This is a genomic window from Exiguobacterium indicum HHS 31 (assembly GCF_001939065.1).
GTDB lineage: Bacteria > Bacillota > Bacilli > Exiguobacteriales > Exiguobacteriaceae > Exiguobacterium_A > Exiguobacterium_A indicum.
Genome location: NZ_MPSZ01000011.1, coordinates 29,936 through 56,754 on the forward strand (window position 1 = coordinate 29,936; position 26,819 = coordinate 56,754).

At 48.6% G+C, this 26,819-nt stretch carries 25 protein-coding genes, 1 rRNA gene and 2 other annotated features; all 26 genes read right to left on the reverse strand.

Going from position 1 to position 26,819, the window contains the following annotated elements; all coding sequences use genetic code 11:
- Positions 1 to 12: 12 nt before the first annotated feature.
- Positions 13 to 3,612 (reverse strand): DNA-directed RNA polymerase subunit beta', encoded by a 3,600-nt coding sequence (gene rpoC / locus N179_RS15500; protein WP_023466618.1) that lies wholly within the window; start codon positions 3,610 to 3,612, stop codon positions 13 to 15.
- A gap of 20 nt (positions 3,613 to 3,632) precedes the next feature.
- Entirely contained in the window at positions 3,633 to 7,190 is a 3,558-nt protein-coding gene (rpoB, locus tag N179_RS15505; protein WP_035399374.1) for a DNA-directed RNA polymerase subunit beta, read from the reverse strand.
- A 231-nt stretch (positions 7,191 to 7,421) separates the two neighbouring features.
- The gene (locus N179_RS15510) at positions 7,422 to 8,018 is read right to left on the reverse strand and encodes a class I SAM-dependent methyltransferase (RefSeq protein WP_023466614.1); all 597 of its coding nucleotides are present in this window, start codon (positions 8,016 to 8,018) and stop codon (positions 7,422 to 7,424) included.
- An 82-nt stretch (positions 8,019 to 8,100) separates the two neighbouring features.
- Positions 8,101 to 8,469 (reverse strand): 50S ribosomal protein L7/L12, encoded by a 369-nt coding sequence (gene rplL, locus N179_RS15515; protein WP_023466613.1) that lies wholly within the window; start codon positions 8,467 to 8,469, stop codon positions 8,101 to 8,103.
- Positions 8,470 to 8,545: 76 nt separating this feature from the next.
- Positions 8,546 to 9,052 (reverse strand): 50S ribosomal protein L10, encoded by a 507-nt coding sequence (gene rplJ, locus N179_RS15520; protein ID WP_023466611.1) that lies wholly within the window; start codon positions 9,050 to 9,052, stop codon positions 8,546 to 8,548.
- A 50-nt stretch (positions 9,053 to 9,102) separates the two neighbouring features.
- Positions 9,103 to 9,254: a sequence feature (ribosomal protein L10 leader region), on the reverse strand.
- A 55-nt stretch (positions 9,255 to 9,309) separates the two neighbouring features.
- On the reverse strand, positions 9,310 to 9,996 hold the full coding sequence (gene rplA, locus N179_RS15525) for a 50S ribosomal protein L1 (RefSeq protein ID WP_023466610.1): 687 nt from the start codon (positions 9,994 to 9,996) through the stop codon (positions 9,310 to 9,312).
- Positions 9,997 to 10,113: 117 nt separating this feature from the next.
- Positions 10,114 to 10,539 (reverse strand): 50S ribosomal protein L11, encoded by a 426-nt coding sequence (rplK, locus tag N179_RS15530; RefSeq protein WP_023466609.1) that lies wholly within the window; start codon positions 10,537 to 10,539, stop codon positions 10,114 to 10,116.
- Positions 10,540 to 10,688: 149 nt separating this feature from the next.
- Positions 10,689 to 11,240, reverse strand: a complete 552-nt coding sequence (gene nusG, locus N179_RS15535) for a transcription termination/antitermination protein NusG (RefSeq protein WP_023466607.1) — start codon at positions 11,238 to 11,240, stop codon at positions 10,689 to 10,691.
- Positions 11,241 to 11,259: 19 nt separating this feature from the next.
- Positions 11,260 to 11,430, reverse strand: coding sequence for a preprotein translocase subunit SecE (gene secE, locus N179_RS15540; RefSeq protein WP_023466605.1), 171 nt, complete (start codon positions 11,428 to 11,430; stop codon positions 11,260 to 11,262).
- 44 nt (positions 11,431 to 11,474) lie between these two features.
- Positions 11,475 to 11,621: a 50S ribosomal protein L33 gene (gene rpmG, locus N179_RS15545; protein ID WP_058713996.1), complete on the reverse strand. Its 147-nt coding sequence runs from the start codon at positions 11,619 to 11,621 to the stop codon at positions 11,475 to 11,477.
- 156 nt (positions 11,622 to 11,777) lie between these two features.
- Positions 11,778 to 12,419 carry an RNA polymerase sporulation sigma factor SigH gene (gene sigH / locus N179_RS15550; RefSeq protein ID WP_023469884.1) on the reverse strand — a complete coding sequence of 214 codons (642 nt, stop codon included), beginning with the start codon at positions 12,417 to 12,419 and terminating at the stop codon, positions 11,778 to 11,780.
- Positions 12,420 to 12,606: 187 nt separating this feature from the next.
- Entirely contained in the window at positions 12,607 to 13,137 is a 531-nt protein-coding gene (locus N179_RS15555; RefSeq protein ID WP_035399363.1) for an NYN domain-containing protein, read from the reverse strand.
- Positions 13,134 to 13,898: a 23S rRNA (guanosine(2251)-2'-O)-methyltransferase RlmB gene (rlmB, locus tag N179_RS15560; RefSeq protein ID WP_035399377.1), complete on the reverse strand. Its 765-nt coding sequence runs from the start codon at positions 13,896 to 13,898 to the stop codon at positions 13,134 to 13,136. The genes N179_RS15555 and rlmB overlap by 4 nt, the downstream gene beginning before the upstream one ends.
- Positions 13,899 to 13,983: 85 nt before the next feature.
- On the reverse strand, positions 13,984 to 14,388 hold the full coding sequence (locus N179_RS15565) for a Mini-ribonuclease 3 (RefSeq protein WP_023466600.1): 405 nt from the start codon (positions 14,386 to 14,388) through the stop codon (positions 13,984 to 13,986).
- Positions 14,385 to 15,782, reverse strand: a complete 1,398-nt coding sequence (gene cysS / locus N179_RS15570) for a cysteine--tRNA ligase (RefSeq protein ID WP_055966755.1) — start codon at positions 15,780 to 15,782, stop codon at positions 14,385 to 14,387. The genes N179_RS15565 and cysS overlap by 4 nt, the downstream gene beginning before the upstream one ends.
- Positions 15,736 to 16,455 carry a serine O-acetyltransferase gene (gene cysE / locus N179_RS15575; RefSeq protein WP_276327341.1) on the reverse strand — a complete coding sequence of 240 codons (720 nt, stop codon included), beginning with the start codon at positions 16,453 to 16,455 and terminating at the stop codon, positions 15,736 to 15,738. Before cysE ends, cysS begins: the two co-directional genes overlap by 47 nt.
- Positions 16,456 to 16,464: 9 nt before the next feature.
- Positions 16,465 to 16,683, reverse strand: a binding site (T-box leader).
- Complete coding sequence (gltX, locus tag N179_RS15580; RefSeq protein ID WP_023466595.1) at positions 16,683 to 18,131, reverse strand: glutamate--tRNA ligase; 1,449 nt, start codon at positions 18,129 to 18,131, stop codon at positions 16,683 to 16,685. Its footprint overlaps the feature before it by 1 nt.
- Before the next feature lie 43 nt (positions 18,132 to 18,174).
- A complete protein-coding gene (gene ispF, locus N179_RS15585) occupies positions 18,175 to 18,657 on the reverse strand; it encodes a 2-C-methyl-D-erythritol 2,4-cyclodiphosphate synthase (RefSeq protein WP_029343079.1) in 483 nt (160 codons plus the stop codon).
- Positions 18,658 to 18,659: 2 nt separating this feature from the next.
- Positions 18,660 to 19,343 carry a 2-C-methyl-D-erythritol 4-phosphate cytidylyltransferase gene (gene ispD / locus N179_RS15590; protein WP_023466592.1) on the reverse strand — a complete coding sequence of 228 codons (684 nt, stop codon included), beginning with the start codon at positions 19,341 to 19,343 and terminating at the stop codon, positions 18,660 to 18,662.
- Positions 19,344 to 19,475: 132 nt separating this feature from the next.
- On the reverse strand, positions 19,476 to 20,561 hold the full coding sequence (locus tag N179_RS15595; protein ID WP_023466590.1) for a PIN/TRAM domain-containing protein: 1,086 nt from the start codon (positions 20,559 to 20,561) through the stop codon (positions 19,476 to 19,478).
- 127 nt (positions 20,562 to 20,688) lie between these two features.
- Positions 20,689 to 22,065, reverse strand: a complete 1,377-nt coding sequence (gene radA / locus N179_RS15600; protein WP_029343076.1) for a DNA repair protein RadA — start codon at positions 22,063 to 22,065, stop codon at positions 20,689 to 20,691.
- Between the two features lie 76 nt (positions 22,066 to 22,141).
- Positions 22,142 to 24,589 (reverse strand): ATP-dependent protease ATP-binding subunit ClpC, encoded by a 2,448-nt coding sequence (gene clpC / locus N179_RS15605; protein WP_023466588.1) that lies wholly within the window; start codon positions 24,587 to 24,589, stop codon positions 22,142 to 22,144.
- Positions 24,589 to 25,662, reverse strand: a complete 1,074-nt coding sequence (locus N179_RS15610; protein ID WP_023466586.1) for an ATP--guanido phosphotransferase — start codon at positions 25,660 to 25,662, stop codon at positions 24,589 to 24,591. The genes clpC and N179_RS15610 overlap by 1 nt, the downstream gene beginning before the upstream one ends.
- Positions 25,655 to 26,083 carry a hypothetical protein gene (locus N179_RS15615; protein ID WP_023466580.1) on the reverse strand — a complete coding sequence of 143 codons (429 nt, stop codon included), beginning with the start codon at positions 26,081 to 26,083 and terminating at the stop codon, positions 25,655 to 25,657. Before N179_RS15615 ends, N179_RS15610 begins: the two co-directional genes overlap by 8 nt.
- 25 nt (positions 26,084 to 26,108) lie before the next feature.
- Entirely contained in the window at positions 26,109 to 26,564 is a 456-nt protein-coding gene (locus tag N179_RS15620; protein ID WP_023466578.1) for a CtsR family transcriptional regulator, read from the reverse strand.
- Positions 26,565 to 26,695: 131 nt separating this feature from the next.
- Positions 26,696 to 26,811: ribosomal RNA gene (rrf, locus tag N179_RS15625) — 5S ribosomal RNA — on the reverse strand.
- Positions 26,812 to 26,819: the final 8 nt, after the last annotated feature.

The window sequence follows — 26,819 nt, forward strand, 5'->3', positions numbered from 1 at the left end:
TGTCAAGGCGTTTTATTCTACCGGAGAATCGGCTTCTACAGGTGCTTCGCCAGCTACTTCGAGATCGATCTGACGGTAACGTGACATCCCAGTACCAGCTGGAACCAACTTACCAATAATGACGTTCTCTTTCAAGCCGCGAAGGTAGTCGCTCTTCCCTTTAATCGCTGCATCCGTAAGGACACGAGTCGTTTCTTGGAACGACGCAGCCGATAGGAATGAATCTGTTTCAAGTGACGCTTTCGTGATACCGAGAAGAACTGGTTTCGCCGAAGCGAGAGCTTTCCCGTTACGGAGCGCTTCTTTACAAGCTTCCTTGAACGTGCTGATATCGACGAGCGAACCTGGTAAGAGTGAAGTCTCACCAGACTCGATGACACGTACGCGACGGATCATTTGGCGAACCATGACCTCGACGTGTTTGTCACCGATCTCAACCCCTTGCATCCGGTATACTTTTTGAACTTCTTGGAGCAAGTAGTTCTGAACGCCGGATACACCTTTAACGTTCAAGAGTTCTTTCGGATCGATCGAACCTTCCGTGAAGACTTGACCGGCTTTGACCTCGTCCCCGAGCTGAACACGTAGACGCGAACCGAATGGGATCGTGTATGTGCGTGTTTCGCTGAGTCCTTGGACCGTCAATTCACGTTTGTCACGCGATTCCGTGAAGTCGATGACTTGACCATCGATTTCCGAGATGACCGCTTGACCTTTCGGGTTACGCGCTTCGAACAACTCTTGGATACGCGGAAGACCTTGTGTGATATCGTCCCCGGCAACCCCACCTGTGTGGAAGGTACGCATCGTAAGCTGCGTTCCTGGCTCACCGATTGATTGTGCCGCGATGATACCGACAGCTTCGCCGACTTCGACGTCGTTGCCTGTTGCCAAGTTGCGTCCGTAACATTTCTTACAGACACCATGGCTTGTGTTACATGTGAAGGCAGTACGGATCTCAACGTTGTCGACACCAGCGTCCGTGATGGCACGCGCGAGGTCTTCATCGATGAGTTCGTTCGTTGAAACGAGGACTTCTCCTGTTTCAGGGTGAACGACGTTTTCGAATGCAGTACGGCCGACAAGGCGGTCGTAGAGGCTTTCAATCTCTTCCGTTCCTTCACGGAGTGCTGTGACGCGGATACCACGATCCGTTCCACAATCATCTTCACGGATGATGACGTCTTGAGCAACGTCAACGAGACGACGAGTCAGGTAACCTGAGTCAGCCGTTTTCAAGGCTGTATCGGCAAGACCTTTACGTGCACCGTGTGTCGAGATGAAGTATTCCTGTACCGTTAGACCCTCACGGAACGATGATTTGATCGGGAGCTCGATGATCCGTCCACTTGGAGCGGCCATGAGTCCACGCATACCAGCGAGCTGCGTGAAGTTCGACGCGTTACCACGGGCACCGGAGTCACTCATCATGAAGATCGGGTTGAGACGGTTGAGGGATTTCATCAGACGAGACTGAATTTCATCCTTCGCATCATTCCACGATTTAACGACGCGCTCATAGCGCTCGTCTTCTGTGATGAGACCACGACGGTACGATTTCATGACGCGGTCGACATTGTCCTGCGCTTCAACAAGAATCTCTTGTTTGTCCGGAAGAACGATGATGTCCGCGATCCCTACCGTGATACCGGCACGAGTCGAGTGTTTGAATCCGAGGTTTTTCATGCGGTCGAGCATGCGGCTTGTTTCTGTCGTCTCAAACCGTTTGAAGACTTCCGCGATGACATTTCCAAGGAATCCTTTTTTGAACGGGTCGATGATCGGACGGTTCTTCAGTTCTGCCGCGACATCTGTTCCTTTTTCAAGGAAGTACTTGTCTGGCGTCGCTTCTTGAAGGTTCGTCATCGTTGGTTCGTTCAAGTAAGGGAACGTCGTTGGGAGGATCTCGTTGAAGATCAACTTACCGACTGTTGTAATCAATAATTTCTCGTTTTGCTCTTCCGTGAATGTCGGGTTCTTGAGAACTCCGGCTGGAATCGCAACACGTGTATGGAAGTGCGCATAACCGTTTTGGTAAGCGATGAGCGCTTCGTTCACTGTCGAGAAGATTTTACCTTCGCCGATCGCGTTTTCGCGCTCGAGCGTGAGGTAGTAGTTACCGAGGACCATATCCTGCGATGGTGTAACAACAGGTTTACCGTCTTTCGGGTTCAAGATGTTTTGTGCAGCGAGCATGAGAAGACGTGCTTCTGCTTGTGCTTCTGCCGAAAGTGGTACGTGAACCGCCATTTGGTCACCATCGAAATCGGCGTTGTATGCCGTACATACGAGTGGGTGAAGGCGAATCGCGCGTCCTTCGACGAGCGTTGGTTCGAACGCCTGGATACCGAGACGGTGAAGTGTCGGTGCACGGTTCAAGAGAACCGGATGCTCACGGATGACTTCTTCGAGGACATCCCAGATTTCAGGTTGAACGCGCTCGATTTTCCGTTTCGCACTCTTGATGTTCGGTGCGATGCCACGAGAGACGAGTTCTTTCATGACGAACGGTTTGAAGAGTTCAAGGGCCATTTCTTTTGGAAGACCACATTGATACATCTTCAGGTTTGGACCAACGACGATAACCGAACGACCAGAGTAGTCGACACGTTTACCGAGCAAGTTTTGACGGAAACGTCCTTGTTTCCCTTTCAACATGTGTGAAAGTGATTTAAGTGGACGGTTACCTGGTCCAGTGACTGGACGACCGCGACGACCGTTATCGATCAAAGCATCAACTGCTTCTTGAAGCATCCGTTTTTCATTCTGAACGATGATGTTCGGAGCGCCAAGGTCAAGAAGACGCTTGAGACGGTTGTTACGGTTGATGACGCGGCGGTACAAGTCGTTCAAGTCAGACGTTGCGAAACGTCCGCCATCGAGTTGAACCATCGGACGAAGTTCCGGTGGGATGACTGGAAGTACTTCAAGCACCATCCATTCTGGATTGTTGCCTGAGTTACGGAACGCATCGAGGACTTCAAGGCGTTTGATCGCACGCGTACGACGTTGTCCTTGAATCATACGAAGCTCTTCACGTAATGCAGCGACTTCTTTATCGAGTTCTACGTCACGGAGCAATTTACGAACTGCTTCCGCACCCATTTCAGCAGTGAACGAACGACCGAACTTCTCACGATATGCACGGTATTCTTTCTCTGAAAGGAGTTGTTTCTTCTCAAGTGTCGATTCGCCTGGATCTGTGACGACGTACGACGCGAAGTAGATGATCTCTTCTAACGCACGCGGTGACATGTCGAGGACGAGTCCCATACGGCTAGGAATTCCTTTGAAGTACCAGATGTGCGAAACCGGTGCTGCGAGCTCGATGTGACCCATGCGCTCACGACGGACTTTCGACTTCGTGACTTCAACGCCACAGCGGTCACAAATGATTCCTTTATAGCGGATCCGTTTGTATTTACCACAGTAACATTCCCAGTCTTTTGTTGGACCAAAGATACGTTCACAGAACAAACCGTCTTTCTCCGGTTTGAGTGTACGATAGTTGATCGTCTCCGGCTTTTTCACTTCCCCGAAAGACCATGAACGGATCTTTTCGGGGGAAGCGAGGCCGATTTGCATATATTCAAATCTATTAACATCTACCAAGGGGTGGACCTCCCTTTCGCTTATTCCTCTTCAGTAACAACTGGTGCGACAGGCGCTTGAACTTCTTCGAGTGCTGGAGTCGCGTTCGGGATATTGTCCTCGTCTTCGTCGCGCATTTCGATTTCTTCATCATCAGCAGACATCATCTTGACGTCCATACCAAGGGATTGAAGCTCTTTAATGAGGACTCGGAACGATTCCGGTACGCCCGGTTGTGGTACATTCTCACCTTTAACGATTGCTTCGTACGCTTTAACACGACCGATCGTGTCATCCGACTTGATTGTAAGGATCTCTTGGAGCGTGTAGGCTGCGCCGTATGCTTCAAGTGCCCATACTTCCATCTCACCGAAACGCTGACCACCGAACTGGGCTTTACCACCGAGCGGTTGTTGTGTGACGAGTGAGTATGGTCCTGTCGAACGTGCGTGAAGTTTATCATCGACCATGTGAGCAAGTTTAATCATATACATGACACCGACAGAGATGCGGTTGTCGAACGCTTCACCCGAACGACCATCATAAAGGACAGTCTTCGCGTCGCGATCCATACCTGCTTCTTCAATCGTTGCCCAAACATCTTCCTCACGCGCACCATCGAATACCGGTGATGCGACTTTGATGCCGAGTTGACGTGCTGCCATCCCGAGGTGAAGCTCGAGCAACTGCCCGATGTTCATCCGTGATGGAACCCCAAGTGGGTTCAACATGATGTCAATTGGCGTACCGTCTGGCATGTACGGCATGTCTTCTTCTGGAAGGATACGCGAGATAACACCTTTGTTACCGTGACGACCCGCCATTTTGTCACCCTCGTGAATCTTACGCTTCTGAACGATATAAGCACGGATCAACTGGTTGACACCAGGTGAGAGCTCGTCCCCATTATCGCGATCGAAGATTTTGACGTCGAGGATGATTCCATCACCACCGTGTGGTACACGGAGAGATGTATCACGGACTTCACGTGCTTTTTCACCGAAGATTGCATGAAGAAGACGTTCTTCCGCTGTCAATTCCGTTACACCCTTCGGCGTAACTTTACCGACGAGGATATCGCCGTCCTTGACTTCCGCACCGACGCGGATGATTCCGCGATCGTCGAGGTTTTTCAAGGCATCATCACCGACGTTCGGAATATCACGTGTGATTTCTTCCGGTCCGAGTTTCGTATCACGCGACTCACATTCGTATTCTTCGATGTGGATCGATGTGTAGACGTCATCTTTGACAAGACGCTCACTCATGATGACAGCATCCTCATAGTTGTAACCATCCCATGTCATGAAACCGACGAGTACGTTGCGACCAAGCGCAAGTTCCCCACCGTCCATCGATGGACCATCTGCAAGGATCTCGCCTTTATCGACTGGGTCGCCTGCTTTGATGATTGGTTTTTGGTTATAACACGTTCCTTGGTTAGAACGGATGAATTTTTGAATCTTGTAACGGTCGAGTTCACCTTCAACGATGTTGCCATCGACTTCCGTCGTACGACGGACAAGGATTTCACGCGCCGTGACACGCTCAGCGATCCCTGCGTGCTTCGCAACGACAGCGGCTCCTGAGTCTTTCGCAGACACGTACTCCATTCCTGTACCGACAATCGGAGATTCCGGGTTCAGAAGTGGGACGGCCTGACGTTGCATGTTCGCTCCCATGAGGGCACGGTTCGAGTCATCGTTCTCAAGGAACGGGATACAAGCCGTTGCGGCAGATACAACCTGCTTCGGCGAAACGTCCATGTAATCGACACGTGCTGGTTCGACAGACAAGTTTTGTCCACGGAAACGTGAAAGGACGTGTGAATCTTGGAACGTCTTCTCTTCCGTCAACAACATGTTTGCCTGTGCGACGACGTAGAGATCCTCTTCGTCAGCAGTCATGTAGTGGATTTCATCCGTGACGACGCCCGTTTCTGGATCGACACGACGATATGGCGCTTCGATGAAGCCGTACTCATTGACCTTCGCGTATGAAGACAACGAGTTGATCAAACCGATGTTTGGTCCCTCTGGCGTTTCGATCGGACACATACGGGAATAGTGCGAGTAGTGTACGTCACGAACTTCGAAACCAGCGCGCTCACGTGTCAAACCACCAGGTCCGAGTGCTGAAAGACGACGTTTGTGCGTCAATTCCGCAAGCGGGTTCGTTTGATCCATGAACTGAGACAACTGCGAGCTACCGAAGAACTCTTTAATCGATGCGATAACTGGACGAATGTTGATCAATGCCTGTGGCGTGATCGCATTCTGATCCTGAATCGACATCCGTTCCTTAACGACACGTTCCATCCGTGAGAGACCGATCCGGAATTGGTTCTGGAGCAGCTCACCGACTGAACGAAGACGACGGTTACCAAGGTGGTCGATATCGTCTGTCGTACCGACTTCATGCAACAAGTTGAAGAAGTAGTTGATGGCAGCAATCATGTCAGCAGGCGTGATGTGCTTGATGTCACGATCGATGTTACCGTTACCGATGATATTGATGATGCGTTCACCTTCAGCATCGTCCGGTGCGAACACCTTGATTGACTGTAAGTTGAAAGCCTCACCCTGCGTCACGCCGCCTGTAGGCGTCGCTTCGATGTAACCAACGGATCCTTCAAGGAATGGAAGGACTTTATCGAGCATACGACGATCAAGGACCGTTCCTGCTTCCGCGATGACTTCACCTGTCTCAGGATCAACAAGCGTTTCCGCAAGTTTTTGACCGAAGAGACGGTTCTTAAGATGAAGCTTTTTATTGATTTTATAACGACCAACGTTTGCCAAATCATAACGTTTCGGGTCAAAGAAGCGCGACACGAGCAACGCTTTTGCGTTTTCGACTGTCGGCGGCTCTCCCGGACGTAGACGCTCATAAATCTCGATGAGGGCTTTTTCCGTTGATTCCGTATTATCTTTTTCAAGTGAATTCCGGAGGTACTCATCATCACCGAGAAGATCGATGATTTCCTGATCCGTACCGAAACCAAGAGCACGTAAAAGAACCGTTACTGGAATCTTACGCGTGCGATCAATGCGAACATAAACGATGTCTTTCGCGTCTGTCTCGAGCTCGAGCCATGCACCACGGTTTGGGATGACTGTCGCGGAGAATCCACGCTTACCGTTCTTATCTAACTTATTGTTGTAATAAACACTTGGCGAACGAACAAGCTGCGAAACGATTACGCGCTCCGCTCCATTGATGATGAATGTTCCCGACTCCGTCATAAGCGGGAAGTCACCCATGAAGACTTCTTGTTCTTTCAATTCACCCGTCTCTTTATTTTGAAGACGGACTTTAACGCGTAGTGGTGCCGAATAGGTCACGTCGCGCTCTTTCGATTCATCGATCGAATACTTCGGCTCTCCGAGCGAGTAGTCGATGAATTCTAATACGAGATTCCCTGTGAAATCGGAAATCGGCGAAATGTCATGAAACATCTCACGAAGACCTTCCCGCAGGAACCACTCATACGAATTCGTTTGAATCTCGATTAAGTTTGGAAGTTCCAATACTTCGCTGATACGTGCATAGCTTCTTCTCTGACGGTGACGACCGTACTGAACAAGTTGACCAGTCAACTGATTCACCTCTCAGACCCACTTCTTCTTATAGAGAAGGACGGGTGTAATATCGAACATTGAAGCCATTTTTTGATTGATAAGCGCAAAAAAGCGACGTCTTGTCTACTCAATCATCTGTAGTCGAGAACGCCAGCTGCTTTCAAACATCTTATCCAAAAATCACTCCAATGGCATTTTATAATACTATCATAGACACAACATGCGGTCAACGACAAATCCTTCGATTTGTCAAGACCGAATTGATTTAAATATTGAGTACCCTTTATCGCGGGTAACTGTCTCACACATACCGAATACGTCTTCCATCAATTTCTTCGCTGATGGTCCACCTTGTTTCTTTTGAATGACGACCCAAAGCTCGCCGCCGACGACAAGGTGATCATATGCTTCCCGGAGAATACGATGAACGACCGTTTTTCCTGCCCGAATCGGTGGATTCGTCACGATCGCTGCGAATGTCGATTCGCCTACCCCATCATACCCGTCACTCACACCGGTCGTCACGGAAACACCGTTCGCGCGCGCATTGTCTGCCGCTAGTTCGAGCGCCCGTTCATTGACATCGATCAAGTGTGCCGGACGACCCGTCGACTTCGAAAGTGCGATGCCCATCGGTCCGTATCCGCAACCGACATCCAAGATGTCTCCCGCTACAGCCGGTTCCGTGAATGCCTCGATCAACAGACGGGAACCAAAATCGATTCCGTTCTTCGAAAAGACACCATGGTCCGATGTAAAGCGGAGCGTCTGACCACGCAGAACATATTCCCACGTCTTCGGATCTCGTTTCGATGAAGGGTCATTCGTATAATAATGATCCGCCATGTTTCCTTCCCCTCTCATGTAAAAGATGAAAACAAAAGAAGCTCGCAATGCGAGCTTCTTTTGTTTCTACGGAAGAAGAAAATTACTTAACTTCTACAGTAGCGCCAGCTTCTTCAAGCTTAGCTTTCATTGCTTCAGCGTCTTCTTTCGAAACGCCTTCTTTAACTGGTGCTGGAGTTCCGTCTACGAGAGCTTTCGCTTCTTTAAGACCGAGACCAGTCAATTCGCGAACTGCTTTGATGACGTTGATTTTACCAGATCCAGCGTTAGTAAGGATAACGTCGAATTCAGTTTGCTCTTCAGCTGCTGCGCCTGCGCCAGCACCTGCAACTGCTACTGGAGCTGCTGCTGATACGCCGAATTCTTCTTCGATTGTTTTTACGAGTTCGTTAAGTTCAAGAACAGTCATGCCCTTGAGGTCTTCGATAAATTGCTCTTTGTTGAAAGCCATTATGGTTTTCCTCCTTTGATTTAGCCCACGTTGGGGTGTGAAAATTGTGTTGGTTGCCTATCCCGCTAAGCAGAAATTAAGCAGATTGTTCTTCTTTTTGCTCTGCGATTGCGTTCGTTGCCACCGCGAGTCCACGGATTGGCGCTTGAAGCACGCTGAGGAGCATCGAAAGGAGACCTTCGCGTGATGGAAGTTCCGCAAGGGCTTTGACATCTTCTACTGAAGTGACTTTGCCTTCGATGATACCACCTTTAAGTTCGAGAGCCTTGTGCGTTTTAGCGAAGTCGTTCAAGATCTTAGCTGGCGCGATAACGTCTTCATTGCTGAAGGCGATCGCACTAGGACCTGTGAAGACTTCATCAAGACCTTCGAGGTTGCTTTGAACTGCCGCGCGGCGGAGGAGACCGTTTTTGTAAACTTTGAATTCAACGCCCGCTTCGCGGAGTTGTTTACGAAGTTCAGTGACTTCTTCTACTGTGAGACCACGGTAGTCGACGACAACTGTTCCTGCGCTCGCTTGGAGTTTCTCAGCGATCTCAGATACGAGATCCGCTTTGACAGCGATAACTTTTTCGTTTGCCATTTCTGTTGCACCTCCTGGTAGATGAAATGTACCGGTGCGAGGGGCTGCTCGATTTCAAATAAAAAGCCTCCGTCTGCAGAGCAGAGGAGGCGTAATCGTCAAAAAGGATACCTGAACAAACAGGCTCTCTGAGCAAGAACACCTCGGAAGGATTTATGCCCATGTGAGCACCTTCTGTCTACGGTATGTCGAAATATATCAACGTTTTATACTGTAACAGCGTTCTTAGAACGTTGTCAAGTTCGTTTTAGACGAAATTATTTCGCGAAGTCAGCTGAAGATACTTTTACACCAGGACCCATTGTAGAAGCGATCGCGATGTTCTTAAGGTATACACCTTTAGCAGTAGCAGGCTTAACTTTTACGAGAGTTTCGATAACTGTGTTGATGTTCTCAACGAGTTTCTCGTTATCGAATGATTTTTTACCGACAGGAACGTGGATGTTACCTGATTTGTCGACACGGTACTCAACTTTACCAGCTTTGATATCGTTGATTGCTTTTGTGACGTCAAATGTAACTGTACCTGTTTTCGGGTTTGGCATGAGGCCTTTTGGTCCGAGAACGCGACCAAGTTTACCAACTTCACCCATCATGTCTGGTGTCGCGACGATAACGTCGAAGTCGAACCATCCTTGTTGGATTTTGTTGATGTACTCAGCATCACCAGCGTAATCTGCTCCAGCAGCTTCCGCTTCTTTTAATTTCTCACCTTTCGCGAAGACGAGAACTTTTTGTGTTTTACCAGTACCGTGTGGCAATACGACTGCTCCACGGATTTGTTGGTCTGCTTTCTTCGGGTCTACTCCGAGACGAACAGCCAATTCGATAGTCTCATCGAATTTCGCAGTTGCAGATTTTTTAGTCAAATCTACAGCTTCTGCGAGTTCGTATGAAACCGTACGATCGATAAGCTTAGCAGCTTCTTTGTACTTCTTACCCATTTTAGGTTCCTCCTTTGTGGTTGTGCGGAAAATCCTCCCACATAATGAAAGGGTAGCAGGCTTCAAGAAACTATCCGCCTGCGACCCTCATCGTTGTTCATGGTAATCAAAAAGACATTAGTCTTCGATTACGATACCCATAGAACGTGCAGTACCTTCAACCATCAACATTGCTGTTTCAACAGATGATGCGTTAAGGTCTGGCATTTTTGTTTCAGCGATTTCACGAACTTTGTCACGTTTGACAGTCGCTACTTTCTTACGGTTCGGTTCACCTGAACCACTCTCGATTCCAGCTGCTTTCTTCAAGAGAACTGCTGCTGGAGGAGTTTTAGTGATGAATGTGAATGAACGATCTTCAAAAACCGTGATGACTACAGGGATAATCAAGCCGGCTTGGTCTTGTGTACGAGCGTTGAACTCTTTACAGAAGCCCATGATGTTCACACCTGCTTGACCGAGTGCCGGTCCAACTGGTGGAGCTGGGTTTGCTTTGCCCGCAGGAATTTGAAGTTTTACGAGTTTCATAACCTTCTTCGCCACGAGACACACCTCCTTAATTCTTTAATGTGGTTTAATTGGACGTTGCGCGTCCTCCCACTCATTCTATTCGACGAGTTATTTATCGAAATAAGCACAACATCAAACACGAAAAATTGTATCATTAAAACAAAACATTCGCAATAGGAAACTTAATCGATTTTATCGACCTGTGCGAAATCAAGCTCGACCTTCGTTTCGCGACCGAACATATCAACAGAGACTTTCATTTTCTCAGCATCTGTATCAAGCTCCTCGATCGTACCTTCGAGATTTTCAAAAGCTCCTTCTTTGATTCGGACGATTTGTCCGAGTGAGAAGTCGTAACGGCTCTTCAGATCGACGAGACCCATTGATCCAAGGATGTTTTCCGCTTCTTCCGGAAGGAGTGGTGTCGGTTTTGAACCGCCGCCGACTGATCCGAGGAAGCCCGTGACGTTCGGAGTATTCCGGACGACATACCAAGAATCATCCGTCATGACCATCTCGACGAGGACATACCCCGGGAAGATCTTGACTTCACGTTCCTTGATTTTCGTTTCTCCCTTTTTGTTCGTTACTTCTTCTTGTACTGTTTCAATCGGAACGAGTACACGGAAGATTTTTTCGTCCATGTTCATGGATTCAATCCGACGTTCAAGGTTCGCCTTGACGTTGTTTTCGAATCCGGAATACGTTTGGACGACAAACCATTGTTTCTCCATGGTAGGCCACCTCTTCTTTTTACTTAATCAACCAGCTCATCAATGCGCTAAGCCCTGAATCGACGCCGAAGATGAAGACACCCATGAAGATCACCATACCGATGACCGTCAATGTGTATTTCGTCAGCTCTTTCCGTTTTGGCCAGCTCGTCTTTTTCAATTCATTCCATACGTCACGCAAAAATTTCATCGTACTTTCCCTCCAGGATGTAATAAATCGGGACAGATGAAGCCTTATTTCGCTTCTTTATGAATCGTATGCGCGTTACAACGACGGCAGAATTTCTTAAATTCCAAGCGGACAGTGACGTCCTCTTTTTTCATCGTCGTATAGTCGCGGGCACCGCAATTATCACAAGCAAGGCCTACTTTCTTCGCCATCTCAAAGCCCTCCTTCTTTGCCACTCTTCTCTTCTGTTGTGTTACTTTCCTTCCCAAAAAAGAGCGTAAAAAAAAACGCCTATGAGCGGCGTCTCGCTAGTAAGGCGCTAGTTATACAGTAGCATAGGAAGGGATTACGGTCAATCTACCTCTCTGTTAGACCGTCATCTTTCGTGCTTCGAGGTAACGTTCAAGCTTCCGCTTGACGCGTTGCAAGGCATTATCGATCGATTTGACATGACGATCAAGGTCGTCGGAGATTTCCTGATACGTCCGTCCGTCAAGATAGAGCGCGAGGACTTTTCGTTCGAGATCACTCAGAATCTCCTCCATCTTTGATTCGATGTCTGCGTATTCTTCCCGGTTGACGATCAAGATTTGTGGATCAGAAGGTGCTGTCGACGTGATGATATCCAGTAACGTCCGCTCTGATTCATCGTCATAGATCGGTTTATCGAGCGAGATGTACGAGTTTAATGGGATATGTTTCTGACGTGTTGCTGTCTTAATCGCAGTGATCATCTGTCGCGTGATGCATAATTCGGCAAATCCTTTAAACGAGGCGAGCTTATCCGTTCGGTAATCTCGTACCGCTTTATAGAGACCAATCATTCCTTCTTGAATGATATCTTCTCGGTCTGCCCCAATCAAAAAATAAGAACGGGCTTTGGCGCGTACGAAATTTCGATACCGCTCGATCAAAAATTCGAGCGCATCGCTGTTATCGAACTCTTTCGCTTGTTCTACAAGCGCTTCATCGGTCATGCACTCAAACTGGTCGAACGAAACCAAACTCATCCTGTATCCCTCCAAGCATCATTGACGAATAGTTCAATTGTTTTTAATTATACAATAATTACCTGTCGCACGACAATGAAAATTGGCATGACCTCTTTTGTTGTATCCAAAATGTATCTTTTCTATAAAAAACCACCGTTCTTCCGAATAAAGGAGAACGGTGGATCGCTCATGCGAATGGTTCATATCATGTATCTGAATTCTTTCGGCGACGAATCGCTTCGAGACGTGCGAGGACGTCTTCCGGTAAATCAATCTTCGAGCGCGGTTGAGCCGCTGTCTTCGCGGACGTCGTCTGTTGTTTGATGACGGCAACTGCCGCTTTCCATTCACGCCGGAGTTCCTGCGCCGATATACGGAGTGCGCCAAGCGTGAAGATGACCCACTGCTCCGTGTAATCATTCGTCGCTACTGTTAGCTTGACCCGAATATCCTGTAACCAATCAGCAGCTGTCTTTTCAATCCATTCATCTGCCGTTTCGTTCTCCCGTGTATAGACGATCTCGATTCCACTTTTTTGCATCCGAGACTCACGACCCGGTTGCAGATAGGCATCAAAGACGATCGTAACGCTGATCCCTGTGACGGCTTGGTACTCCGCCATCGCATGAATCAACCGTTCCCGTGCTAATTCAAAGTCTTGCTCCCGCAACGTCCTAAATTCTGGCCATGCGCCAATGATATTGTAGCCATCTACGATGAGACGATCATATTTCATCGCGCATACGGCTTTCTAGTCCGGTAGACTTCATATAATAATAGCGAAGCCGCCACCGATGCGTTGAGCGACGTGACATGTCCTGCCATCGGGAGGTGGACGAGGAAGTCACATTTCTCACGGACGAGCCGGCTCATTCCTTTTCCTTCACTTCCAATGACGATTCCGAGCGGCATCGTCCCATCGAGTGTCCGGTAGTCGTCACTTTCACGTGCATCCGTTCCCACGAACCAGATGCCTTGTTTCTTTAGATCCTCCATCGTCCGAGCGAGGTTCGTCACGCGAACGACCGGGATATGTTCAATCGCGCCTGTTGATGCTTTCGCAACGACTTGCGTCAACCCGACTGAGCGACGCTTCGGAATGATGATTCCGTGTGCTCCGACAGCATCTGCTGTCCGCAAGATTGATCCGAGGTTATGTGGATCTTCGAGCTCATCAAGCATGATCAAGAGTGGTGTTTCATCCTTTTGACGTGCAAGCTCGAAGATGTCTTCCATCTCGGCGTACTCATACGCAGCAACCGCTGCGACGACACCTTGGTGATTTTCCGTTCCAGCTAAACCGGTTAACCGCGAACGCGGGACGAGCTGGATTTGAATGCCCGCTTCCTGCGCCATCGCATGGATGACGGCAAGCGGTCCTTTTTGTTGTCCTTCCTGCAAGAACAGCTTGTTCATCTCTCGTCCACTCCGCAATGCCTCTAGGACCGGATTACGACCTGACAAGAAATCTTGTCCTTCTTCGAGTGGTTCGATCACGACGGGCTGTTCCTTGACTGGAGCGGCTTTTCGTTTCTCTTGTACTGGGCGCTGTGCCTTCGTTTTCGGCTTCGCACCGGTAGCCTTAGGATTCGTCTGTTTTTTCGGCTTCGAGTAGTTCGAACGCTTGTCCGATGAGTTCTTCAAGGCGATCCCCTCCTTCTGAAAGATAAATATAACCGAGCAATGCTTCAAATGCTGTCGCGTAGCGATACGTGTGGACGTCCGTGCTCTTCGGGACAGAACCGGATTTCGCGTTCTTTCCGCGCCGAACGACCGCTGCTTCTTCTTCCGTCAGCGCATCCGTGTTCAACCAGTGCGTCACGACCGTCGCTTGTGCTTGAGCCCGAACGTACCGGACAGCTGCTTTATGCAACTCGCCCGGCTTCACATAACCTTGTTCGAGCAATCGCTCCCGCACACGAATCTCATAGACGACATCGCCCATGTACGCTAACGCGAGTGCATTCAGTTGTTTGTAGTTCTTCATCCGCGCTTCCACCGCATCCCTTGCGCTGTGTCTTCCAGCAAGATGCCTTGATCACGCAGCTGATCGCGGATTGCGTCCGCTCGTGCGAAGTCACGATTTTGACGGGCTGTGTTCCGCTCTTCGATCAACTGTTCGACTTCTTCATCGAGTAAGCCTTTGTCGACTGTCAACGTGACACCGAGGACATCTGATAATTCCGAGAAGAGTGCGAGGAACTGTTCGAGCACCTGTTTCGACACATGTGCTTCTCCAAGGTACAAGTTGGCTTCTTTCGAGAGATCGAATAAATCCGTCACAGCGTTCGCTGTATTAAAATCATCATCCATCGATGTGATGAAATGTTCCTTGATCGCCGCTAGACGATTCAACCACTTCTCGTCACCTGTTCCGAGATCAGCCGTCATGTCAAGGCGGTGTTCGATGTTTGCGACCGATTCCCGAATCCGTGCGAGACCATTCGCTGCTTGATCGATCAGTTCACGACTGTAGTTGATCGGGTGACGATACTGAACCGATAACATGAAGAAACGTAACACCATCGGATCAACCGCTTGGATCGCTTCATGGACCGTCAAGAAGTTACCGAGCGACTTCGACATCTTCTCGTTTTCGATGTTCAAGAACCCGTTATGCATCCAGTAGTTCGCGAATTTCTGTGAGTTGCATGCTTCAGACTGGGCGATCTCATTCTCATGATGCGGGAATTTCAAGTCTTGTCCACCAGCATGAATGTCGATCGTCTCCCCGAGATATTTCTTCGCCATCGCCGAGCACTCGATGTGCCAGCCTGGTCGCCCTTCGCCCCATGGACTTGTCCATGCCGGCTCTCCTGGTTTTGCTGCTTTCCAGAGCACGAAATCAAGCGGATCTTCTTTTTTCTCTCCGACTTCGATTCGTGCGCCTGCGCGCAATTCATCGATCGACTGTTGGCTCAATTGACCATAATCCTTGAAACTACGCGTCCGGAAGTAGACATCCCCGCTTGATGCGTAGGCATTGCCTTTTTCGACGAGGACTTCGATGAAGGCGATGATATCGTCCATCGTTTCCGTGACGAGTGGATGGATATCCGCTTTTTGGACATTCAAGGCGCCCGTATCCGCGTGATACGCCTCGATGAAACGTTTCGTCAACGCATGATAGTCTTCTCCGAGTTCGTTCGCTGTCCGGATGATCTTATCATCGACGTCCGTGAAGTTCGAGACATATTTAACTTCGTATCCGCGGTATGTGAAGTAGCGACGGACCGTATCGAAAACGATGGCTGGACGCGCGTTCCCGATATGAATGTAGTTGTAAACCGTCGGGCCACAGACATACATCTTGACCTTTCCTTCTTCTAATGGTTTAAATGGTTCCTTTTTTCCGGTCATGCTGTTGTACAGTTGAATCATGACGTCGCCCTCCTTTAATCCGTTCAATTTCTTGTTTTAATACTTCTAGTTCCATTTCAATCCGCTCTTGGCATTCGCTGACCGGATCCGGGAAACGATGATCAAGTGGTGCTTCGACCTTCATGCCGTCTTGAATGACGACACGTCCCGGAATGCCTACGACAGTCGCATTGGAAGGAACGTGTTTTAAGACGACGGAACTAGCACCGATTTTTGAGTATGCCCCAATCGTGATATCACCAAGGACACGGGCACCGGCAGAGACAAGTACGCCGTCTTCAATCGTCGGATGACGCTTTCCTGTTTCTTTCCCCGTTCCGCCGAGTGTCACGCCTTGAAACAACGTGACATCATCCCCAATGATCGTCGTCTCACCAATGACGACACCCATCCCGTGGTCAATAAAGAATCGGCGTCCAATCGTCGCTCCTGGATGAATCTCGATGCCTGTCAAAAAGCGACTGAACTGCGAAATTAATCGACCGAGTAAGCGAAACTTTGCGTTCCAGAGTCGATGGGCCAGGCGATGCATCCAAATCGCATGTAAGCCCGGGTATGTCAAAATGACTTCTAACGTGCTGCGGGCAGCTGGATCTTGCTCAAACACATTGCGGATATCTTCTCGTATCCGTGTCATATACGTTCTCCTCTCCATAAGAAAAAGCGCCTCTATGCATTGCTGCACAGAGACGCTAACGAAGCGCGGTCCCACTCTGTTTGGACGATTGACTCGTCCCTCTCGACGTCCGTTAACGCCGGAGATACGTCTGCGCCTACTCTCACGGATTTCGGGCAGCACTCAGAGGGGCATTTCATGATTCGCTTCTTCAAGCCCTCGCACCATTCGAGCTTGTCTCTGGAGAAGAAGACGCATCGTTACTTTCCTCGTCTACGCTTTCGTTATTCTGCTTCAAGCCGTGCAAGCACACGGTCTTTTCCTAGTAATTGAATCGTGTTCGGGAGTTCTGGACCATGCGTCTGTCCTGTCGTCGCGACACGAATTGGCATGAATAAATTCTTTCCTTTTTGACCAGTCGCTTTTTGCGTCGCTTTGATCGATGCTTTAATTGCTTCTGGTGTCCACTCTTCGAGAGCGCGTAACTGGTTCGCGAATTCTGCAAGTACAGTCGGAACCGTCTCGCCACTCAAGACAGTGTTTGCCTCTTCATCATACACCACTTCGTCCTCAAAGAACATCTCTGAAAGCTTGACGATTTCCGCGCCATGCGTCATCTGTTCGCGGTATAACGCAACGAGATCACGTGCCCAAGCGAGCTCTTCTTCTGAAGGTGACGCTTCGACGCGACCTGCTTCTTGTAAGAACGGAAGACTGGCTTCGAATACTTCTTCGAACGATTGATGTTTCATGTACTGGCTGTTGATCCAAGCCAATTTGTTTTGGTCAAAGACAGCTGGACTCTTCGACAGACGATCCGCGTCAAAGATTTCGATGAACTCTTCTTTCGTGAAGATTTCTTGTTCACCGACTGGTGACCAACCGAGAAGCGTGATGAAGTTGAGCAATGCTTCCGGGAGATAACCGAGCTCTTTATACTGCTCGATATACTGAATGATCGAGTGATCACGCTTCGAAAGTTTCTTGTGTGATTCGTTGACGATCAATGTCATGTGACCGAACGTCGGGTATTCCCAACCGAACGCATCATAGATCATCATCTGTTTCGGTGTGTTCGAAATATGATCATCCCCACGAAGAACATGGCTGATCGCCATTAAATGATCGTCGATGACGACGGCAAAGTTGTACGTCGGAATGCCATCTTTTTTGACGATGACCCAGTCACCGAAGTCTTTTGATTCGAATGAGACGTCGTCTTTAACGATATCATTCCATGTATACGTGACATCTTCCGGTACACGAATCCGAATCGACGGCGTGCGACCTTCTGCGCGGAACGCTTCTTCTTGTTCTGCTGTCAGGTTACGGTGCGCTCCTGAATAACGTGGTGCTTCTCCGCGTGCGATTTGTGCTTCGCGTTCTGCTTCGAGCTCTTCCGATGTCATGTAGCAACGGTAAGCAAGTCCTTTTTCAAGTAACTCGTCCGTGTACTTTTGGTAGATATCGAGACGCTCCATTTGTGAATAAGGACCGTACTCACCACCGCGACCTGGACCTTCGTCCCAATCGACACCGAGCCACTCGAGGTTCTTCATTTGACTCTCGACACCGCCTGCGATGTTCCGCTTTTGGTCCGTATCCTCGATTCGTAATACCATCTTACCGCCTAAGTGGCGCGCAAACAGATAGTTAAATAATGCAGTCCGGGCATTCCCGATATGCAAGTGTCCTGTTGGACTTGGGGCATAACGTACTCGTACTTCTGCCATTGCCAATCACTCCTTCGACTAAAATTCGCTTATCTAGTATACCTTATTCTTCGATTCGTTTCAGTAGAATCACTGCTTGACAAGCGATTCCCTCTTCTCGTCCCGTAAAACCTAACCATTCCGTCGTCGTTGCCTTGACATTGATCTGTTCAATGTCCGCTTCGAGCAATTCCGCGATCCGCGCACGCATCGTGTCGATGTACGGACGGAGCTTTGGTGCCTGTGCGATGACTGTCGCATCTAGGTTGCCAAGCTCATACCCTTGTTGTTTAACGAGCGCGTAGACATGCTGCAGCAATTTTGCTGAATCGGCATCCTTGAATTCCGGATCCGTATCCGGAAAATGTTTTCCGATATCTCCTGCTGCGATTGCACCAAGTGCCGCGTCGGCAATCGTATGTAACAAGACGTCTGCATCCGAGTGACCGAGCAATCCTTTCGTGTGCGGAATCTCGATGCCGCCTAAAATCAATTTCCGATCCTCTGCAAAGGCATGTACATCAAAACCTTGTCCAATTCGAATCATCGTCATTTCCCTCGTTTCATTAGAATCGCTTCACCGAACCACAGATCGTCCGGTGTCGTCATCTTGATATTTTCGTAGTGACCGTGGACGATCGTTACTTTTCCTCCGTCCCATTCTATCAAACTTGCATCATCGGTTCCTAGGTATTTCGTTGCCGCTTTTTCGTGAACCGTACGAATCGTCGCAAGATCAAACGCTTGTGGTGTCTGGGCTGCCATCAGGTGTTCCCGCGGGACGGTCTCGCTGATGTGATTCGCTTCAATCCGTTTGACCGTGTCTTTAATCGGCACGGCAAGAATCGCCGCTTTGTCTAGGACTGCCGCTTGGACGACCGCATGAATCGCTGCTTGTGAAATGAACGGTCGGGCACCATCATGGATCAGAACGATCCCTTCGCCTTCTAACGCCTCAAGACCACGGAGAACACTTTCCTGACGTTCGGCACCACCCGCGACAAGTCTAATCGATGTCTTATAAGACGCGATAATACTTGTAAACCATTCTTGTTCTAGTGGATTGATCGCAAGGACGATTTCCGTACATGCCGGATCTGCCTCGAAGACATCCAGTGTCCAAGCGATGATTGGACGGTCTCTTAGTTCAAGCATCAATTTATTACGATCTGCGCCCATCCGCTTACCGGCACCGGCAGCGGGGATGACGACGCGATATGTGGCTGTAGACATCCCATTCCCTCTTTTCTCTCTCACTGATCATCGTGATCCATTCCATCACACCGAAAACGGACTCGATCATGAAATCGAATCCGTTACGGGGTCTATCCGAATGCCTCTCGATGTCTCTCTAGGCATAGTGTCTCATTTTTCTTGTGGTTTCGCAAAAATCATTCGTCCAGCTGATGTCTGCAAGACACTTGTGACGACAACGCCAATCGTTTTCGAAATCAGATGTTTTCCGCCTTCGACGACGACCATCGTCCCATCTTCGAGATAGGCAATGCCCTGTTTTTGTTCTTTTCCTTCCTTGATGACAAGAACGGTCATCTCTTCTCCTGGAATGACGACTTGTTTGACGGCATTCGCCAGGTCATTGATGTTAAGAACAGGAACATGTCGGACTTCACAGACTTTATTCAAGTTATAGTCGTTCGTGACGACGATCCCTTTGACGAGTTCCGCGAGTTTGATCAGCTTAATATCGACTTCCGGTACATCCTCGAAATCGCCATCATAAATTTCGACTTCGACTCCAGGAATCTCTTGTAACTCTTTTAAGACATCGAGTCCACGACGTCCACGGTTTCGTTTCAACGTATCTGAAGAATCGGCGATGTACTGCAACTCACCGATGACGAATTGCGGGACGATCAGTTTTCCTTCGACGAAACCGGTCTTCGTGATATCCGTAATTCGTCCGTCGATGATGACGCTCGTATCGAGTACCTTGCTGTTTGATTTAACTGGGACGACGACTTCTGGCGTCGCCTTTTTCTCACTTTGGTTACTACGTAAGAAGATTTTCGTCAATTCATGACGTTTACGATACCCGACCGTAAAGCCAAGATATCCGAATAACGCGGTCACGAAGATCGTTAAGACGTTACTGAGGACAGGAATACCTACCAAATCAATCAATGTACTGACGAGGAAAGCAAGTACCAACCCAATCAACAAACCAAATGTTCCAAAAAAGAGATCTGCTACTGGGGCTTTGACGAGTCGTTCTTCTAAAAATCGGAGAAGTCGAATTACCGAATCCGTAATGAATAATCCAATTAATAAGAATATGAGTGCACCAATCGTTCCAGTTACGTATTCGCTCATCAACCATGCAGGGAATGTCGTATTCGTTGCCGTCTCAATTAATTGGAAGAACTGAGGAAGCAACAAGATCCCGAGGGCAAGTCCGAGTAATGCAAAAAATACCCGAATGACGATTTTCAATCTTCTCACCTCCTTTGCTTATTTTAAGTTCATTGTAACATGTACTGATTTGAACTACCTACGCCGGAAGGAGGGGAAACTGTTTACATATCCATTACAGTTCCCCCATTTTTTGCGTCATTCCAGCTTAAAACGGAATGGTTTCACGTAATGCTTCGTCCACACTCTCGACACCGACGACCGTAATCCCGTCCGGATACGTCCAACCCCCTAAGTTGTTTTTCGGAATGATTGCCCGTGTGAAACCGAGTTTGGCTGCTTCTGCTACACGTTGTTCAATCCGCGATACACGACGAACCTCACCTGTCAATCCGACTTCACCAATCACGACATCCGTCGGACGCGTCGGCTTGTCACGGAAACTGGAAGCAATCGCAACACAAACCGCCAAGTCAATCGCGGGTTCATCCAGCTTCACACCCCCGGCTGCCTTAAGGTACGCATCTTGTGTCTGAAGGAGAAGACCCGATCGTTTCTCAAGGACCGCCATCAATAAGGCAACCTTGTTCTGATCGATTCCGGTCGCCATCCGTCTAGGATTCCCGAATGACGTCGGTGAAATCAGTGCTTGCAGTTCGACGAGGACCGTCCGTGTCCCTTCCATCGAAGCAACAATCGTTGAACCGGATACACCGGACGTCCGCTCCTCGAGGAAAATTTCTGACGGATTCAAGACCTCTTCAAGACCAGACTCCCGCATCTCAAAAATTCCGATCTCATTCGTTGAACCAAATCGGTTTTTGACGGCACGCAGAATCCGGAACGTATGGTGACGTTCGCCTTCGAAATACAAGACAGCATCCACCATGTGCTCCAGTAAACGTGGTCCAGCAATCGAACCCTGTTTCGTGACGTGACCGACGATGAAGATCGCAATACCGCGACTCTTCGCAATTTTCATCAGCATCGCCGTACATTCACGTACCTGTGTCACGCTCCCGGGTGCAGACTGGATTTCATCGATGTAGACGGTTTGAATCGAGTCGATGATTAAAAAACGTGGCTGTTCTTCATCGACGACACGTTCAATCATGTTCATATCCGTCTCACTCAGGACGAACAAATCCTGTGTCGGTAAGCCAAGCCGTTCCGCGCGTAATTTCGTTTGTTTGAGCGATTCTTCTCCTGAGATGTAGAGCACTTTTTCGCCACGTTGTGCAAGACGTGCGCTCGTCTGCAGTAAGATCGTCGACTTCCCGATCCCCGGATCTCCTCCAACAAGCACCATCGAACCTGGAACGATACCGCCTCCGAGGACACGGTCGAATTCACCACTTCCGGTAAAGACGCGACTCTCTTCTTGCGAGACGATGTTCGCGAGGCGCTCTGGCTTCAATTGTTTTGTTGTCGTATGAACGAAAGCGGCACCGCGCCGCCCTTTTTTCTCTTCGACGACTTCTTCGACCATCGTGTTCCATTCTCCGCATCCAGAACAACGTCCCATCCATTTCGGTGATTCGGTCCCACAGCTTTGACAAACGAATTTTGTTTTTAACTTAGCCAATCGATTCATCCTTTCTGTTTCAAAAAAAGAACCAGCTTCGCTCAGAAAGTGCGAAAGCTGGCCCTGTGCTCAGTGCTTATTCCGTTGCGGCAGAACTCACGTGATTCCGGCGAACGATGAATTCGTTCTCTTCGACATCAAGCGCAACACGTTCTCCTTTTTGGATATCGCCTGCGAGCAATGCTTCTGACAACCGGTCTTCCGCTTCCCGTTGAAGGGCACGACGGATTGGACGTGCACCGTACTCTGGATCGTATCCGATATCGGCAATCTTCGAGAGGGCAGCTGGTGTCAATTCGAAATGAATTTCCTGTTCAGCCAAACGTTTTTCAAGGGTTTTCGCCATCAACTTCACAATCTCTTCGATGTGTTGTTTCTCGAGTGAGTGGAAGACGATCGTTTCATCAATTCGGTTCAAGAACTCTGGACGGAACGCCCGTTTGAGTTCTTCCATGACTTTATCTTTCATGTCTTTGTATTCGCGATCCGTATCTTCAGAAACAGCGAATCCGACATATTTATTACGTTTAAGGGCACTTGCACCGACGTTCGATGTCATGACGATGATCGTGTTACGGAAATCAACCGTCCGACCTTTCGAGTCTGTTAAGCGTCCATCATCAAGTACTTGCAAGAGAATGTTGAAGACTTCCGGGTGCGCCTTCTCGATTTCATCAAGTAAGATGACTGAGTATGGTTTCCGGCGAACTTTTTCCGTTAATTGACCGCCTTCTTCGTAACCGACATATCCTGGAGGTGAACCGACGAGACGGCTCGTTGCATGTTTCTCCATGTACTCTGACATGTCGATCCGGATGATCGCATCCTCATCTCCGAACATCGCTTCGGCAACCGCACGGGCGAGTTCTGTTTTACCAACCCCAGTAGGACCGAGGAAGATGAACGAACCAATCGGACGTTTTGGATCTTTCAGTCCAGCACGTGCCCGACGGATGGCTTTTGAAATTGATTTAACGGCTTCATTTTGTCCGATGACACGATCGTGAAGGATTTCTTCGAGGCGAAGGAGACGATCCGTCTCTTCTTCCGCGATCTTCGTGACCGGTACACCTGTCCAGTTGGCAACGACTTGTGCGATGTCATCTTTTGTGACTTCAAGTTTTTCGTTGCCTTGTTTATTCTGCCATTCCTCTTTCAAACGCTCAAGCTCATCGCGTAATTTTTGTTCCGTATCGCGGAGGCTTGCTGCTTTTTCGAACTCTTGGCTTTGGACCGCTTCGTCCTTGTCCTTGCGGATGCCTTCGAGTTTTGCTTCGACTTCTTTTAAGTTCGGTGGTGCTGTGTATGAACGCAACCGAACTTTCGATGCTGCTTCATCAATCAAATCGATCGCTTTATCCGGAAGGAAACGATCCGAAATGTATCGATCCGACAAGGTGACGGCTTCTTGAATCGCTTCGTCTGTGATCGTCACACGGTGGTGTGCTTCATAACGATCGCGAAGACCAAATAGGATTTGTGTTGCTTCATCCGTTGTTGGCTCTGCGACTTGGATCGGTTGGAAACGACGTTCGAGTGCCGCATCTTTTTCGATGTATTTCCGGTACTCATCAAGAGTCGTTGCTCCGATACACTGGAGTTCGCCTCGTGCGAGCGATGGTTTAAGGATGTTCGATGCATCGATCGCACCTTCTGCTCCACCCGCTCCGATCAATGTATGCAACTCATCAATGAAGAGAATGATGTTCCCCGCTTGACGAATCTCATCCATGACCTTTTTCAAACGATCTTCGAATTCACCACGGTATTTCGTACCAGCGACAAGTGTCCCCATGTCGAGTACCATAACACGTTTATTGCGTAACGTCTCCGGTACTTCATTGTTGATGATTTGTTGAGCGAGACCTTCGACGACAGCCGTTTTACCGACCCCTGGTTCCCCGATCAAGACCGGGTTATTTTTCGTCCGGCGGCTCAAGACTTCGATGACACGTTGAATTTCTTTCGCACGACCGATAACTGGATCAAGACGTGTTTCGCGCGCTTGTTGTGTCAAATCACGAGCAAGACCATCAAGTGTTGGTGTTGCGACACCTGAACCTGCTTGCGACGCGTTTGCTGTCGTTTCGCTGTTCCCGAGCAACTGGAGTACTTGCTGACGGGCTTTTGAAAGACTGATACCCAAGTTATTCAAGACACGAGCAGCAACGCCCTCTCCTTCTCTAATCAATCCGAGCAAGAGGTGTTCTGTTCCAACGTAAGAGTGACCTAGTTTACGTGCCTCATCCATTGATAACTCGATGACTTTTTTCGCACGTGGTGTATAGTGAATCGTCGTTGCACCATCTTGTCCGCGACCGATTAATGCTTCGACTTCCATCTGAATTTTATCTGAACTGAGACCGAGTGCTGTTAAGGCTTTCGCAGCGATTCCGTCTCCTTCACGTACAAGTCCGAGTAAAATGTGTTCTGTTCCGATATTGTGGTGCCCCAACCGTACTGCCTCTTCTTGAGCAAGTGCCAATACACGTTGTGCACGTTCTGTGAATCGTCCAAACATCATTATGCAAAACCTCCTTGTGTGTGATCCCTGTTTGTCTGTTCGGTTAACATCGTCCGGATTCGTTTCGCCCGTTCGATGTCCCGTTCTCTAGATGTTAATTGTTTCCCGAAATGCTTTTGTAGAAAACCTGTTTGTAATGAAACGAGCAGTTGATGAAAAAGATTTGGAGGAAGATTGACCTCTAGTCCCAGACTGTCTGCTAAGCGAACATCCGATAGTCGTTCCGTTGCTTCCCGCGCTGTAATCAGTCGAGCTGATGTCAGGATACCGTAGGAACGATATAGTCTGTCCTCTAGTTCTTCTTGATACATCTCCAATAATCCTTTTCGTGCTGCCTGTTCTGCTTCAATTAATGCTTCGACGGCAAATTGATAGTCCGTGATCAGCATATCCTCACTTGCCCCAAGCGTCCGTTGGTTCGAAAGTTGGAACATGCGACCAGAGGCATCGCTTCCCTCGCCGTAACGCCCACGAATCGCGAATCCGAGCTGTCGTAAGTGTTTGATATAGCCTTGAATCTGATTCGTCAGGACCAGTCCCGGTAAGTGCAACATCACGGAAGCACGAAGACCTGTTCCGACGTTACTCGGACACGTCGTTAAATAACCGAGCGTGTCATCAAAAGCAATTTTAAATCGTTCACTGATCAAGCGATCGACTTGTTTTGCGATCCGAAACGCTTCTTCAAGTTGAAGTCCCGGTAATAACGTCTGGATTCGGAAATGATCCTCTTCGTTTACCATGACACTGATCTGCTCATCCTCACTAATGAAGAGTCCTGTCCGCGGATGACTCGCTAACGCTGGACTGATTAGATGCTTTTCTACTAAAGCGGTTCGCGTCAGGACATCTGCTTGATCGACGCGACCAAACCGGAACCCTTTCATCCCGTTTAGTTGGCGTTCTGTCTCTTCAATGAGTGCATTGGCTTGTGCTTCTGACAACATCGTTGAGAACGGGTAACGTGTCGTATTACGCGCCAATCGGATCCGTGTCGAAACGACGATGTCGTCAAAAGGAGAAGATTGATTCATCGATTCGCTTAAAGGGTGTTGGAGCAACTCTTCAAACATGACGCAAATCCTCCTCGACACTCTCAATCTGTTGTTTTATGACTTCTGCTTCTTCATAATCTTCTGCTAAGATTTTGCGGTTGAGCTGTTCTTTGAGTCGACTGAGCTGCTGGTTCAATCGTTTTTCAACGGATTCCTCATCAGGTCGTGAGCCATAATGTTGCGTATGACCGTGTTGGAACTGACGAACCATACCGTCGACTTCGTCTTTAAAAAATGAATAACAAGTCGGGCAACCGACTTTACGAAGATGAAGCAATTGTTGACGGGTCATACCGCAAGACGGACACGCCGTCCCTTGATATTCACGTGCTAACTCCCGCACACAAACCGAGCATAAGAATTTTTCATCGGTTTCCGATTCTTGTGGAAGTTTGACACGGACGATTGCTTCTCGTTCGCCACATCGTTGACAACGCATCGTGCATTCCTCCAATGTCCGACGACTAGAGTCGCTTCATGGTTTGAAGAAGCGTCCGCATCAAGTGGGCACGCATCCGGTGTTGATCTTCGACCGCCATTGGCAAACTCTCTTTTTGCAACAGCGATTGAATCAAAATAGCTTCCCGCCGCGTCAGTAATTGTTCGTTCATCAAACGAATCAAATAATCTTCTGCAGCTTGTTCCGTCAAATGATCACCGATCCATGAACTGACTTCGTCTAATAGATCGTGACTATCGAGCACAACGATTTTTTGAATTCGAATGTATCCACCGCCACCCCGTTTACTTTCAACAAAATAACCCTTTTCGACTGTAAAACGAGTATTGATGACGTAGTTGATTTGTGATGGAACACAGTCAAAACGCTGTGCAATTTCTTGACGTTTGATTTCAATCGTCTTTTCGTCGTGTAAAATTTGCTTTAAATAGGCTTCGATGATATCTGTGATGTTTTGCATTGGCACCACCTCTCTGACCATCTTTGACTATTGTTTGATTTAATAGTAATCATCTAAAAAAAGAAATGCAACTGATAAGGCTTTTTAGAAAACACAAAAAGACCGACCTGCAATCTGCAGATCGGTCAAGTGCCTGGCAACGTCCTATCCTCACAGGGGGAAGCCCCCAACTACTTTCGGCGTTCAAGTGCTTAACTTCCGTGTTCGGCATGGGAACGGGTGTGACCACTTGGCTATCGTCACCAGACGATCAGG

What these genes read in the sequence shown, in the direction of transcription:
- N179_RS15510 (WP_023466614.1), bottom strand. Translation starts at nt 8,018, where the DNA reads ATGGCGGATCATTATTATACGAATGACCCTTCATCGAAACGAGATCCG.
- rplL (WP_023466613.1), bottom strand. Translation starts at nt 8,469, where the DNA reads ATGGCTTTCAACAAAGAGCAATTTATCGAAGACCTCAAGGGCATGACT.
- rplJ (WP_023466611.1), bottom strand. Translation starts at nt 9,052, where the DNA reads ATGGCAAACGAAAAAGTTATCGCTGTCAAAGCGGATCTCGTATCTGAG.
- rplA (WP_023466610.1), bottom strand. Translation starts at nt 9,996, where the DNA reads ATGGGTAAGAAGTACAAAGAAGCTGCTAAGCTTATCGATCGTACGGTT.
- nusG (WP_023466607.1), bottom strand. Translation starts at nt 11,240, where the DNA reads ATGGAGAAACAATGGTTTGTCGTCCAAACGTATTCCGGATTCGAAAAC.
- secE (WP_023466605.1), bottom strand. Translation starts at nt 11,430, where the DNA reads ATGAAATTTTTGCGTGACGTATGGAATGAATTGAAAAAGACGAGCTGG.
- rpmG (WP_058713996.1), bottom strand. Translation starts at nt 11,621, where the DNA reads ATGGCGAAGAAAGTAGGCCTTGCTTGTGATAATTGCGGTGCCCGCGAC.
- sigH (WP_023469884.1), bottom strand. Translation starts at nt 12,419, where the DNA reads ATGAGTTTGGTTTCGTTCGACCAGTTTGAGTGCATGACCGATGAAGCG.
- N179_RS15555 (WP_035399363.1), bottom strand. Translation starts at nt 13,137, where the DNA reads ATGAAATATGATCGTCTCATCGTAGATGGCTACAATATCATTGGCGCA.
- N179_RS15565 (WP_023466600.1), bottom strand. Translation starts at nt 14,388, where the DNA reads ATGAAGAACTACAAACAACTGAATGCACTCGCGTTAGCGTACATGGGC.
- cysS (WP_055966755.1), bottom strand. Translation starts at nt 15,782, where the DNA reads ATGATTCAACTGTACAACAGCATGACCGGAAAAAAGGAACCATTTAAA.
- gltX (WP_023466595.1), bottom strand. Translation starts at nt 18,131, where the DNA reads ATGGCAGAAGTACGAGTACGTTATGCCCCAAGTCCAACAGGACACTTG.
- ispF (WP_029343079.1), bottom strand. Translation starts at nt 18,657, where the DNA reads ATGATTCGAATTGGACAAGGTTTTGATGTACATGCCTTTGCAGAGGAT.
- ispD (WP_023466592.1), bottom strand. Translation starts at nt 19,343, where the DNA reads ATGTCTACAGCCACATATCGCGTCGTCATCCCCGCTGCCGGTGCCGGT.
- clpC (WP_023466588.1), bottom strand. Translation starts at nt 24,589, where the DNA reads ATGATGTTTGGACGATTCACAGAACGTGCACAACGTGTATTGGCACTT.
- N179_RS15610 (WP_023466586.1), bottom strand. Translation starts at nt 25,662, where the DNA reads ATGTTTGAAGAGTTGCTCCAACACCCTTTAAGCGAATCGATGAATCAA.
- N179_RS15615 (WP_023466580.1), bottom strand. Translation starts at nt 26,083, where the DNA reads ATGCGTTGTCAACGATGTGGCGAACGAGAAGCAATCGTCCGTGTCAAA.
- N179_RS15620 (WP_023466578.1), bottom strand. Translation starts at nt 26,564, where the DNA reads ATGCAAAACATCACAGATATCATCGAAGCCTATTTAAAGCAAATTTTA.